This window comes from Candidatus Midichloria mitochondrii IricVA (genome assembly GCF_000219355.1).
GTDB lineage: Bacteria > Pseudomonadota > Alphaproteobacteria > Rickettsiales > Midichloriaceae > Midichloria > Midichloria mitochondrii.
In genome coordinates, this window is the sequence record NC_015722.1 from 428967 (window position 1) to 440710 (window position 11744).

The 11744-nt window shown below is 37.1% G+C and carries 13 protein-coding genes and 1 pseudogene; 5 read left to right on the forward strand and 9 right to left on the reverse strand.

All coding sequences use genetic code 11. The features are described from left to right. Positions 1-1057 precede the first annotated feature (1057 nt). Genes bioA through MIDI_RS02330 form a run of 5 tightly spaced genes read right to left on the reverse strand, consistent with a single transcriptional unit; the run spans position 1058 to position 5864 of the window. On the reverse strand, positions 1058-2365 hold the full coding sequence (gene bioA, locus MIDI_RS02310; RefSeq protein ID WP_013950979.1) for an adenosylmethionine--8-amino-7-oxononanoate transaminase: 1308 nt from the start codon (positions 2363-2365) through the stop codon (positions 1058-1060). Positions 2366-2367: 2 nt separating this feature from the next. Beyond that, on the reverse strand, positions 2368-3108 hold the full coding sequence (gene truA, locus MIDI_RS02315; protein WP_013950980.1) for a tRNA pseudouridine(38-40) synthase TruA: 741 nt from the start codon (positions 3106-3108) through the stop codon (positions 2368-2370). Between the two features lie 3 nt (positions 3109-3111). After that, positions 3112-3531: a Fur family transcriptional regulator gene (locus MIDI_RS02320; RefSeq protein ID WP_013950981.1), complete on the reverse strand. Its 420-nt coding sequence runs from the start codon at positions 3529-3531 to the stop codon at positions 3112-3114. A 33-nt stretch (positions 3532-3564) separates the two neighbouring features. Further along, positions 3565-4872, reverse strand: coding sequence for an ATP-binding protein (locus tag MIDI_RS02325; RefSeq protein WP_013950982.1), 1308 nt, complete (start codon positions 4870-4872; stop codon positions 3565-3567). Further along, positions 4863-5864 (reverse strand): magnesium transporter CorA family protein, encoded by a 1002-nt coding sequence (locus tag MIDI_RS02330; protein ID WP_148234106.1) that lies wholly within the window; start codon positions 5862-5864, stop codon positions 4863-4865. The genes MIDI_RS02325 and MIDI_RS02330 overlap by 10 nt, the downstream gene beginning before the upstream one ends. 144 nt (positions 5865-6008) lie before the next feature. Here MIDI_RS02330 and motA point away from each other — a divergent pair, with 144 nt between their 5' ends. The 4 genes and pseudogenes from motA to prmC all read left to right on the forward strand — a co-directional run bounded on the left by motA (position 6009) and on the right by prmC (position 9095). Continuing rightward, positions 6009-6845: a flagellar motor stator protein MotA gene (motA, locus tag MIDI_RS02335; protein WP_202795476.1), complete on the forward strand. Its 837-nt coding sequence runs from the start codon at positions 6009-6011 to the stop codon at positions 6843-6845. Positions 6846-6873: 28 nt separating this feature from the next. After that, positions 6874-7688, forward strand: a pseudogene (locus tag MIDI_RS02340) (3'-5' exonuclease). Continuing rightward, positions 7658-8266, forward strand: coding sequence for a 5-formyltetrahydrofolate cyclo-ligase (locus tag MIDI_RS02345; protein ID WP_013950986.1), 609 nt, complete (start codon positions 7658-7660; stop codon positions 8264-8266). The pseudogene MIDI_RS02340 and the gene MIDI_RS02345 overlap by 31 nt, the downstream one beginning before the upstream one ends. Next, positions 8229-9095, forward strand: a complete 867-nt coding sequence (gene prmC / locus MIDI_RS02350) for a peptide chain release factor N(5)-glutamine methyltransferase (protein WP_160162210.1) — start codon at positions 8229-8231, stop codon at positions 9093-9095. The genes MIDI_RS02345 and prmC overlap by 38 nt, the downstream gene beginning before the upstream one ends. Positions 9096-9461: 366 nt before the next feature. On the opposite strand, the gene MIDI_RS08480 is transcribed toward prmC, so the two are convergent. The 3 genes from MIDI_RS08480 to MIDI_RS07860 form a co-directional block, all read right to left on the reverse strand. Continuing rightward, positions 9462-9605: a hypothetical protein gene (locus MIDI_RS08480; RefSeq protein ID WP_160162211.1), complete on the reverse strand. Its 144-nt coding sequence runs from the start codon at positions 9603-9605 to the stop codon at positions 9462-9464. Between the two features lie 72 nt (positions 9606-9677). Then, on the reverse strand, positions 9678-10046 hold the full coding sequence (locus MIDI_RS10575; protein ID WP_192805756.1) for a transposase: 369 nt from the start codon (positions 10044-10046) through the stop codon (positions 9678-9680). Continuing rightward, positions 10012-10221 (reverse strand): hypothetical protein, encoded by a 210-nt coding sequence (locus MIDI_RS07860; protein ID WP_148234107.1) that lies wholly within the window; start codon positions 10219-10221, stop codon positions 10012-10014. The genes MIDI_RS10575 and MIDI_RS07860 overlap by 35 nt, the downstream gene beginning before the upstream one ends. Before the next feature lie 198 nt (positions 10222-10419). On the opposite strand from MIDI_RS07860, the gene MIDI_RS06895 reads away from it, so the two are divergent. Next, entirely contained in the window at positions 10420-10641 is a 222-nt protein-coding gene (locus MIDI_RS06895; protein ID WP_013950989.1) for a transposase, read from the forward strand. A 303-nt stretch (positions 10642-10944) separates the two neighbouring features. Here MIDI_RS06895 and MIDI_RS02365 read toward each other — a convergent pair whose 3' ends face one another. Next, on the reverse strand, positions 10945-11742 hold the full coding sequence (locus MIDI_RS02365) for a uracil-DNA glycosylase (RefSeq protein ID WP_013950990.1): 798 nt from the start codon (positions 11740-11742) through the stop codon (positions 10945-10947). Between the last annotated feature and the right edge of the window lie 2 nt (positions 11743-11744).

Consider the following 11744-nt stretch of genomic DNA (forward strand, 5'->3'; position numbering starts at 1 on the left):
TGACATTCACTGATGTATTTCAATTTACAATTTTTGGATAGTGGCATTCCTTTGGCATGCTCTTTTGCCCATCGTGGAGCAGGAGGTTATGAAAATATAGTGAGCTCATTGCTTAAGGAGACGCTAAGTCTTAATCTCACCAAAAACAATATTTGGTTATTTTTGTGAGCTTAATTTTTTACAGCTTATTACCGCAAACTGCTAGAACTTTCGTACAGAGATTTTTGTTAATTAGAGACTCTAAACAGTTGGTCAGGTGTATTGGAATTGTAGCTGCTTTAAATATCTTTTTATACTCATGATCTGTTTAATTGGGTTTTTTATTAGAGCTCAGGCTCCAGAAATTGGTCCTAATACTGCTCTTTTATCTATTTTATTGCGAATCATTTGATGATTGGGATAAAAGGAGTAGTGATTGCTGGTTTGTTGGCGGTAATAATGTCGACAGCGGATTCCTGGCTAAATAGCCACAAGTGTACTCTGCTTACATGATATTGTTGGAAAATTGATTCCTCTAACTGAAAAACAAGCTTTAATCATTGCTAGGTTATCCACTTTTATAATAGCTATTTTAGCTATTATACTATCTCTTTGGAAAAAGAGGAGTGATGGAATTAGAGTGGCTATCCAGTAATTTCTGGATGCCAATTATGATAGTACCGCTTGCTGCTGGATTTCTGAGGTTTTGGACAAATTCTACGTCTTTTATAATATAGCTTCAGTGACATTAGCTATAATCTTTACCTGTATAACTGCTATATAGTAGGAGATTTTGCGACGATTAGTTTAATGATCGGCATGATAGGTAGCAGCATTGGTTTATTTGGCATGCATTATTGGTAAAGGCATCAAGGATTAGACCCGGCCAAAAACATAGCGAAAAGGAAGCTATGAAAAAGAGCATAAGGTAGTAACAGCAAGCAGCAGAGAGCAGATAGAAGAATGGCTTAAAACATAATTCTTTTATAACAAGAAATTAACTATCTAGCACTCAATAATGCTTTCTACAGCTGATTAACTTGACCAGCTCGATCATTTTCTACACTTCGCGTTTAAATTAAAATTCTTCAGCTATAATTGCTGATATATTCTCATAGAATTGCTCAAGTTCCTGTGCAGAAGTGCAGTAAGGAGGTAGCAAGTAAAGTGTTTTACCTAACGGCCTTATTATATAGCCTGCTTCTATAAATTTTCTGCGCAAAGATAGTGCAACTTTAAAGAGGTCTAAATCATCCGGCAATACCATATCGAAAGCTGCAATGGTTCCAATTTGTCTGAATTTCTCTAATTTTGCTTCAGTTGCAAGGAGCTTCTGTAGACCAATAGTATGCGCTTCCTTTATAGTACTAATGTTTTCTGTGGTTTCAGCTTTTACTAATAGTTCTAGAGAGGCAATTGCTGCAGCACATCCTAATGGATTGGCAGTATAGGAGTGACTATGAGTAAATGCAACCTGCATGTTATTCCCTAAAAATGCCTCAAATATTTTTTCAGTTGCTATTGTGAGGGCTAAGGGTAGAAATCCGCCTGTTAGTCCCTTGGATAAACAAATGATATCGGGCACAAAATCTATATGCTCAAATGCAAAATTTTTTCCTGTGCGTCCAAAGCCGGTCATAACTTCATCAAAGATGACTAAGATACCAGCCTCTCTAGTGAGTTTACAGATTTCTTCTAAAAAGGAAGGACGGCATATTTGCATCCCATTTGCTCCCTGCACTAAGGGCTCAACCATGAGCGCAATTATTTCATCTTTGTGCTTTTTTATAATTTCTTGCAAAGCGTTTAAAGATATTTCCTCTTTTAATTCTACATCGAGATCACCATCCCAAGTTTGGGGGAAGGGAATATGGTGATTTTTAAAAAGAAGTGCGCCAAAAGTTCTATGTAAAGGTGATTGTCCAACACTCATAGCTCCGATTGTGTCACCGTGGTACCCCCCAGCAAAACTTATATAGGATTTTTTATTATAATCTTTTTGGTTAAACCAATACTGGAACGCCATTTTGATAGCAATTTCGGTGGCGCTAGAGCCATTGTCAGAAAAGAAAAATCTTTTTAATGGTTGAGGTAATATTTTTTGTAAACCCATGCATAAGTTAATTGCTGGCTCATGTGAAAAGCCTGCAAAAATGACTTGTTCCAGTTTTAGCGCCTGTTCGTATATGGCCTTTGCAATATGCGGATTAGCGTGACCGTAAAGATTCACCCACCAGCTCGAAATTAGATCAAGATATTTCTTATTATCCTGACCTATCAAATAAGGACCCATTCCTTCTTTGATGATCACGGGTAGGTCAGCTATCTTGTCTTGAGTTATAGGGTGCCAGATTATTTGTTTGTCTATCTTTGCCAGATTTATCATTTTTAACTATACCAAATTTTTGCTAAATAGAGTCCACAAGGGGGCGCGGTTTCCGGTCCAACTTTTCTATCTTGAGCATTTAAAACTTCTTGCAATCTTTTGCAATCCCATTTCTTTATCCCAATATTTTTTAGAGCTCCAGCCATTATTCTAACTTGGTTATGAAGAAAGGACTTGCCTTCGAAGATAAAATCTATAACTTCTCCTTCTCTTTTTATGATCTCAATCTTATCAATGGTTTTGACAGAGTTTTTGGCTTGGCAAGAACTTGCTCTAAAGCTAGCAAAATCATGTTCACCAGTTAATATTAATGCTCCCTTTCTTATGCTATCTACATCCATTTTTTCTTTTACTAACCAAGCTTTAGTATGCATAATGGCTAGGTGGGAATCCCGGTTGACTAGCCGGTAAATATATCTTTTCTTTTTTGCACTAAAACGTGCATGAAAATCTGTTGATACTGCTTCGATATTTAAAACCGCAATATCAGGCTTTACGAAGTGATTAATAGCGCTTTTTATCTTGTGAAGTTGATAATCTTGTTCTAGGTCAAAGTGCGCAACTTGCTCAAAGGCATGCACCCCTGCATCAGTGCGGCCAGCGCCAAAAACGGTTACTTCTTTATGTGCAAATTTAGCTATAGAATTTTCTATGGATTCTTGGATTGAAATGCAATTTTTTTGTCGCTGCCAGCCACAAAATTTGCTGCCGTCATATTCTACAGTAATTTTATACCTAAACATCCCTCATTCAGGCTTTATTTTTTTGCCGTATAATTCTAGTCTATGGTCAGTTAATTCATAACCAAGCTTTTTAGCAATCTTTTCTTTAAGCTGTTCTAGTTCTTCATCTGCAAATTCTAGAATTTCTCCACTATCCACATCGATCAAATGATGGTGATGTCTGGCGTTTGAATAATTGGCTTCATATCTTGCTTTACCGTCACCTATTTCTAATTTCTTAAGCAGATTATGTAGCTCAAGAAGGCTCACAGTCCGATAAACGGTTGCTAGGCTTATATTTGGATCAATTAAGTTCGCTCTTTTATATATTTCTTCTACATCCGGATGATCAGAAGAATTAGATATAACTTCAGCTATGACTTTTCTTTGTGGGGTCATTTTGATATTTGCGGCTTGGCATATTAGCTCTAGTTTTGAGGCCATGTAATCAAATTAATATATAAATACTTATTTTGTTCATAATCTAGGCAATGATATTTGTATTTTTAATCCTCCACAAGAAGTACTTCTACTAAGATTTATAAACCCTCCATGAGCTTGCACTGTTGTTTTTACTATAGCAAGCCCTAAACCGAATCCTTCTTTATTTTCATTCATACGGAAGAAAGGCTCGAAAACTTTTTTATGTAGTTCCGGCTCGATTCCTGGGCCATCGTCTTCAATTGTAATAATTACTAAATCCTCGGAACATCTTAGTTCAATAACAACCTTATTTTTGCCAAACTTGCAAGCGTTATTTATTACATTATCGATCACTCTTTTTATAGCATTAATTTTAATATTAATTTTACAATTTGTTTCCTTACTAGTATAATTTATCCTTGGGTCGTGAAAGTTGTGTATTCTTTCCAATATTATCTCATTTATATCAGCAAGTTGACTTTCTTCGTTACCTTCTCCTTTGGCGAATTTCAAGTAACGGGATAGTAATTCTTCCATTTCTTTCAGATTGATTTCTAAAGAAGTAGATAAATTAGTATCCTGACACATCGCAAGCTTTAATTTCATTCTAGTAATTGGTGTTCTTAAATCATGAGAGATATGGGTTAATACTTCACTCCTATTTTGTATATTGCGTTCTAGTCTTTTTTTCATTTTAATCAAAGCAAAGCCAGCAGTTCTAATTTCATGAGCGCCTGTGGGTCTAAATTCAACTACTTTTTGGCCACTACCAAATTTATTAGCGGCTTCTGTAAGCTTTAAGATAGAACGAACTTGATTGCGCATAAATAAAATAGCAATTATCACGAGCAAGGCAGATGTGGCGACTAACCAAGAAATGAACACATAAGTTGTGGGGCTATGTATGCGCCTGCCTGAAAATTCGGTATGTAAGTTAAATTGAGCAAGAGGTATATCGCACCCTATTAGACCTCTTTCTGAAATGTAATATAAAGATATTTGCCTGGTTAAAGATGATTCGAGAGCGGTTTTTAAGCTATCAAATTTGTAGCGATCGGCGTACATTCTTTTAGTACTATATTTTAAAGGGCTTGTTACTTCAATTTTTGCTAGAAAAACTATCTGCCAGTTTTTGATTATTCTTTCTAACTCCATTTGGTTTGTCACTCCATCTATTAACTTTACTAAAAAGGTAAGTTCGGAAACAAGGGAATGCTGCATGTGCTTATTAACATTATCCCAATGTCGTTGATAAAATATATATGCAGTAACAAGTTGGATTATGATAACCGGCATAACTATTATTAAAAAAAACCTACCAAAAAGTGACCTTGGAAATATAATCCATTTGTCTAAAGCCATTTTTTCTTTTTAAAGAAGAAATACGGCAATAAGGCGGATATAATAATCACGCCAAGTGCCATAGGATAACCGAAGGTCAAGGATAGTTCAGGCATGTTTTCAAAGTTCATTCCGTAAATGCTCGCAATAAGTGTAGGTGGCATGAATACTGCAGAGGCCACTGTAAAGACTTTGATTATCATATTTTGCTCTACTGAAATCATCCCAAGCGTTGCATCCAATAAAAAGCTGTTTCTTTGTGAGAGAAAATTGCCATATTCCCCAAGAGAGTGGACTTCTCTGGCTAAGTTTTTGAACTTAGACTTAAACTCTTTTTTAGAAGTTAACCTATTGTTGTCATCAATCTGACTGAAGTATATAAGAAGTCTGTTGATACTAACTAAACTCTCACGATTTTTTGAAATTAGATTTCCGGTATGGCCTATTTTCCGGATTACTGAGTTATATCTTTTCGATGAAATAATTTCTTGTTTGGAGCTTTTTTCGAAGATAGCCTTTAATAAATCGTCGAGCTCGTTACCAGCTTCTTCTAACACATCGGCCGTTTTATTAATAAAAGATTCTAATATTCCACTTAAAACAGTTTCTGGAGAATTGCATTGATGAATTCCTCTTGTTGCACGAGCTATAAAATTCACCAGGGACCAAGGGGTGCTATAACGTAGTATGATAATATATTCTGTTGTCAAAATAAAGGTCACTGCCATGCTATCTGGATGGTCTTCTTTAGAAGATTTGTCCAAAACTGTAACCGTCATATAATGAGCGTTGCCTTCTTTATAAAAAGGGCTCATAACTTCAATCTTATCCATTTCAGCTCGAGTTGGTATATTGATTTGCAGAATATTTTCTATATATTGCTCTTCTTTGGCTGTAGGCTCGTATAAATCTATCAAAACGGTCCCATACGGTATAGAGTCTCCTATACTCATTTCTTGTTTTTCTAGTCTATTATCTAGGTCTGTATATACAGTGATCATATCTTGCAGCAACTGATTCTTTTTAGGGTTGCATTCTGACAACTTTTAATTGTAAGCTGAGTATTACACAAACAAATTACTTGAAAGTTTATTACAAGGCAATGATTTTATTTTAGTGGTTAATAATATGTTGATGGTTTTTGGTCTATTGTTTATTTGTGTGATGGTATTAGGAGCCTATATGTTAGGGGGAGCAATCTACAGGTAATATTAGCTGCACTACCTATGGAAATTGGCATAATAGGAGGATCAGCAGTTGGTTCTTTTTTAGTAGCAAATAAAATGCATGTAATTAAGTCTACTTTAAAGGATATATTGATATCGTTTAAGGGAAGTCAGTATAAGAGAAAAGATTATGAAGCAGTTTTGTTGTTATTGTATGATATTACTAAGCAGGCTAAAACCAAAGGGGTGCTGACATTAGAAGCACATGTTGAAAATCCTAGAGATAGTGCCATTTTTAAGTCTTATCCCAGTGTATTAACTAACAGTAGAATATTGGAGCTAACCTGCGATACTTTTAGAGTTATTTCATTAAATGTCGATAATCCTATGCAAATAGAGGAAGTAATAGATAAGAAAATAATAAAGATAGAGCATGAGCTACTGGCCTCATCACATGCTTTACAAGTGGTCGCGGACGGTTTGCCCGCTCTTGGGATCGTTGCTGCCGCGTTAGGGGTAATAAAGACTATGGCAAGTATTGATCAACCACCCCCCGTATTGGGCAAAATGATCGGGGGGGGGGCTTTAGTTGGAACTTTTTTAGGAGTTTTTTTAGCATATTGTGTTGCGGGTCCACTTGCCAATAAAATAAAATCGATATATGAACAAGATATGCATTTATATTTTGTGGTAAGAGATGTGATCATTTCCTATTTATGTGGGAATCTTCCTCAAGTTGCCGTTGAAATGGGGAGAGCAAACATACCAACGGAATATCAGCCTAGTTTTGTAGAGCTGGAAAAACAATTACATAAAGAGAGCGAGTAAATTGAAAGTGTTTTAGAGGTTTGAGGTTTTGCATAAAAATTTATTTGTTTTTGATATTGAAACAGTGCCGGACTTGAAAGCTGCGGCAAATTTGTTGGGTGCAACCGAGGATTTAAATGCACTCAGGCAAGCTCTGGTGAATTACCATTTGGAGGTAACAGGAGGCAAAAACCCCTTTTTCAAACAGCCATTTCATCGAGTTATTGCTATTAGCTTTCTAGAAGCAGAAATAGAGGGGAATGGTAATCAGGAGTTTTATCATTTAAAAAAGATACGTTCAGGGGGCGCTCTAGCTTCAGATGAAAGGGAGATAGTGAAAGGCTTTTTTCATTACCTTTCTGGTATGCACCCAAGATTAGTTTCTTTCAATGGGCGTACCTTTGATCTTCCAGTTTTAAAATATAGAGCCATGCTTCATGGGATTCAGGCAAAGTGGTTGCATCAGAGTGGAGATGAGTGGAACAACTACCACTCTAAGTATAGCCTAGATTGGCATTGTGATTTAATAGATGCTTTTTCTGATTTTGGAAGTTCAGCTAGGATTAAAATGAATGAAATTTGTGCCATGTTAAATTTCCCAGGTAAGCTTGAAACGGAAGGTTCGATGGTCGAGGTCATGTACAATGAAGGGAAGCTGCAAGAAATACGGGATTATTGTGAACTAGATGTAATAAACACTTATTTGCTATACATAAGACACGCATACCATATAGCAAGAGTATCGAAGGAATCTTATAACAAAATGATAAATGATTTGGTTTCTTTCTTGGAAAAAAGAGGAAAAAGCAGCATTTCACAATGTTTTTAGATGAATGGAACAAAATCGGGATCCAATATCTTTAATTAAGGTAGGCTTGAGAAAAAAACTAAAGCAAATTCGCTTTGGCTTAGATGCAAGTTGTCGCAATAAGGCTTCTGAAGCTATATCTGAAGCAGTAGATAAATACTTAAACGCAAATAATATTGCAGCCTATTGCCCAATGAATAATGAGGTAGATATAACTAGGTATTTGAGAGGGCTAAAAAATAAGAAGCTCGCTTTGCCCGTTATTGAAAACCAGGAAATGATTTTTAGAGAATGGTTGTTAGAGTCAAATCTGTTAATGAATAAGTGGTCAACCCTTGAGCCAGATCCTAGCGTAGGTCGCGTGGTCATTCCAGAGATAATTATAGTTCCAATGCTTGGATTTGACCGAAAAAATCATAGACTTGGGTATGGTTTTGGATACTATGACAAAGTTTTACGTTCCTATCCTTCGGCTCTTAGTATCGGTATTGCTTTCTCTGTTCAGGAGGTTGAAAATATTCCATCTGAAGCACATGATGTTGCGCTTAATTTAATTATTACCGAAAAAGAAGTTATTAAAAATGCAGATAAAAAGTTTGGCACAGAAAATAAAGCAAGGCTTAATAAGACATAATATCACTGCAACACCGGACTTAGAGGCGAGTTTATTGTTAATGCACGTACTTAACATTAAAGATAGAGAGAGATTATTTATGCTTTATGAGGATGAAGTGGATCAGGAGCAAATAATGGCTTGCGAAGCTTTACTTAAAAGAAGGATCGAGAGAGAACCTATGGCTTATATACTAGGTTCTAAAGAGTTCTGGGATTATGAATTCATAGTTACCCCAGATGTTTTAATTCCAAGACCTGAAACAGAATTGATTATCGAAACGGTGAAAAAATGTTTTACTAAACCAAATGAACAGCTCAATATATTAGACCTTGGTACTGGCACCGGTTGCATGCCGATCACGCTTTTAAAGGTCTATCCTAATGCCAAAGCTACAGGAGTTGATATATCAGACAGAGCCTTGAAAATAGCGCAAGCCAACGCAGATAAGCTAGAGGTGAGTGGCAGAATACAGTTTACTAAAAGTAATTGGTTTGAGAATATAGGGCAAGAAAAATTTGATATCATCACCTCTAACCCTCCTTATATAAGCAAAGAAGAGTGGTTGAGCCTTGAGCAAGGGGTTAAAGATTATGAGCCAAAAGTTGCATTGACAGATGATGCGAATGGCTTTGCCTGTTATGAAGCTATTTTAGAAAAGCTGCCTGAATATCTAAAAACAGACGGTAAAGCGTTTTTTGAGATTGGTTATAATCAGTTAGATACCTTGAGCAAACTTATCAGTAACCAAGGATTTAATATCGATCAAATGGCTCTGGACCTGACGCAGATACCAAGGGTTGTTTGTGCTTCTTTAACTGTTGGTATAGATAAGGCGAATTTGCAATGAAAAGATTATGGCCTACCCTCTGCCCCCCTAGCAAGCTTCGCTTGCAAGGCGAAACAAGCTTGTGAGTATAAAAAGTAATATGAAAAAGAGTGTATTCCCTTTATGTTTTAAAGCCTCTCCTGATAAGGGGTAATTGGCGCGCTCAGGGGGGGGGTTGGACGCGGCTGGCCGGCGGGAGGCTGCCAATTATCCGTGAAGCAGAGACTAGATTTTCTAAAATCTGGTAATCTTTTCATGCGGCTTTGTCTGTATAGCGCTATATTTAACCTGCTTATTTACTGGAATTCATTAATAATGCAAAGATGTTTTAGATGGTTGTTGACATAAGTTAACCTCAGTTTGACGTTAAGGAGTATGCCCGTGAGCCTATTTTTCCATGAGATATATTGGGTTGAAGACGTAAGCCAAGAGCCCTGAGAAAGAGGTCTGCCAAGAAATTGTTTGGCGAGTGATGCCGTGGCGCTGGATTTGGCAAATCTCTTTCAATTCTCCGATGGCTGTTTCAATCAATCCACGCCCTGCAAGAAGCAGTTGTTTAAAAGCCGCAAGCGGGTTTTGTTTTTCTTAAGCCGTGTGATGAGCTCAATACCTTGATTGCTCAGTGTTTTTGCTTATATACCACTGATCTCCGAATAGAAGGCCTATCAAATATTGAGTCAGTTTCCCGACAGCGGCTCGATCATCTGTATTACCCGAAGTCAGTGTGAATGACATAATTTCTCCTTGATCATTGAGGCCAAAGAACCATCCGGGTCGACGTTTTCCCACGCTGAGCGATGCCTTTAAGGATCTTATTACTGCTAGTACGTGAGTTATGACAAACCTTCCAGCTTTTTGTTGAGTCAACGTACCTGTTTGTTTCCCTTTGCAGCAATTCAGCAGAATGACCAACGGGATGACCGCGTCTCGCATCAGCTCAACAAAGCGATTGTAGCTGATAAGCTTCGGCAATTCCTCTCTGAGAGAGGTTTGAACACAGTTTAGGTAAAAATCTTTGAATCCGGTAATGCCCAAATGAAACAAAACGAGGATCGTTATAACTTCGGAAAGCATCATCCCAGACTCTCATTCCCTTTGTCTCTGCGAGTTTCTTAAGGATCTTTGGTACATGAGTTGTTGCTTGCAAAAACCATCAATCAAACAAAATATTTCTACTAGGGGAACCACTTTTCTTATTTATCGTGAAATTGAGAAGAACCTAATGGTTATACAGCTTCTTTAAAACCATATCAGATAATTTCTTTAAAACTTATCTCAAACCGGGGTTAAGAAAAACACTGAGCAATCAAGGTATTAAGCTTGTCACCCACGGCTTAAGAAAAACATGAAAAACAAAACCCGCTTGCGGCTTTTAAACAACTGCTTTTTGCAAGGGCGTGGATTGATTGAAACGGCCATCGGACAATTGAAAGAGATTTGCCAAATCCAGCACCACACGGCATCGCTTGCCAAGCAATTTCTTGGCAGGGCTCTTGGCTTATGTCTTCAAACCCAATATATCTCATGGAAAAATAGGCTCACGGGCATACTCCTTACGTCAAACTGAGGTTATTTATGTGAAACTCCATAGCAAAATTTGAATAGATAAAAGTGCTAATGCAAAAGTAATAGGCCAAAAGGCCATGATATGGAGCGAGGTAGCTGGTAAAATATTGTGAAATGAGAAGTTGGAAAGCATAAAGAATTGACACCAATGAACTAACACCAGAGCCCCTAATCAATTGCCAAATTTTTAACTAATCATTTTAATGTGTTTGCTTTATAATAAGTACACTTTCCAGATGAAGGATAGGTGAAGATAATCTGGACAATTACTAAATGGCAACTTTATATCAGCATTAAAACTATACTAGTAGCTTATAAAGGGCCTTATCATTTTAGAAATTTTTAAAATGTCAAACCACATGGCTTTTTTTTGTGCAGGCTGCCTAAGTAAGTAAGCAGGATGAAAAATTGCCGTTGCTTCTGTGGTATTTGAGCCTAGATAGCAATTAGAGTACAAGTGGTTTTGAGTGCGCAGTGAATTCATAGAAACGGATTTAATTCGAAGCAAGGATTCAATAGCAGTACTGCCTACTATGATAATTAGCTTTGGTTGCAGCAAAAAAATCATTTTTTCTAAAAAGGGACGACAGGCATCTATTTCTTCTGGAGTTGGTCTCCTGTTGCCTGGGGGGCGCCAAAAAACGGTGTTAGTAATAAACAAGTTCTCTTTTCTACTAAGGCCGATTGTTTTAAATATATTATCTAAGAGTTTGCCGCTTTGACCACAAAATGGAATTCCCTGCTCGTCCTCATTAGCGCCTGGTGCTTCGCCTACAACCATTATTTTTGCGTCAACTTGTCCATCGTAGATTACGGTGTTGATTGCAGCCTCTTTTATTTCGCAACCATCGAATTTTTTTATAGCTTCGCATAGCTCCTGAAAGTTATCAGAGTTATCAGCCATTATTCTAGAGGCGCTCCTTTCTGTGTATGATTCGCTCTTTACTGGTTGTTGAGAAGCGATTCGTTTATGTTTTCTCTTAGTAATTCTTGAGGAGGCGGACGGACTTTGGCGATTTTGTGGTGTTTCTTCAAGAAAAAGATCAGATCCAGAGCGTTGGTATAAGCTCAAAAGTTCACGATCTTTTTTAGAAATAGCCATTT

Excerpts from the sequence above, each read along its gene's own strand:
- MIDI_RS02365 (WP_013950990.1), bottom strand. The coding sequence starts at position 11,742 with ATGGCTATTTCTAAAAAAGATCGTGAACTTTTGAGCTTATACCAACGC.
- MIDI_RS02320 (WP_013950981.1), bottom strand. The coding sequence starts at position 3,531 with ATGGCCTCAAAACTAGAGCTAATATGCCAAGCCGCAAATATCAAAATG.
- truA (WP_013950980.1), bottom strand. The coding sequence starts at position 3,108 with ATGTTTAGGTATAAAATTACTGTAGAATATGACGGCAGCAAATTTTGT.
- bioA (WP_013950979.1), bottom strand. The coding sequence starts at position 2,365 with ATGATAAATCTGGCAAAGATAGACAAACAAATAATCTGGCACCCTATA.
- MIDI_RS06895 (WP_013950989.1), top strand. The coding sequence starts at position 10,420 with ATGAAAAACAAAACCCGCTTGCGGCTTTTAAACAACTGCTTTTTGCAA.
- MIDI_RS02325 (WP_013950982.1), bottom strand. The coding sequence starts at position 4,872 with ATGGCTTTAGACAAATGGATTATATTTCCAAGGTCACTTTTTGGTAGG.
- MIDI_RS02345 (WP_013950986.1), top strand. The coding sequence starts at position 7,658 with ATGGAACAAAATCGGGATCCAATATCTTTAATTAAGGTAGGCTTGAGA.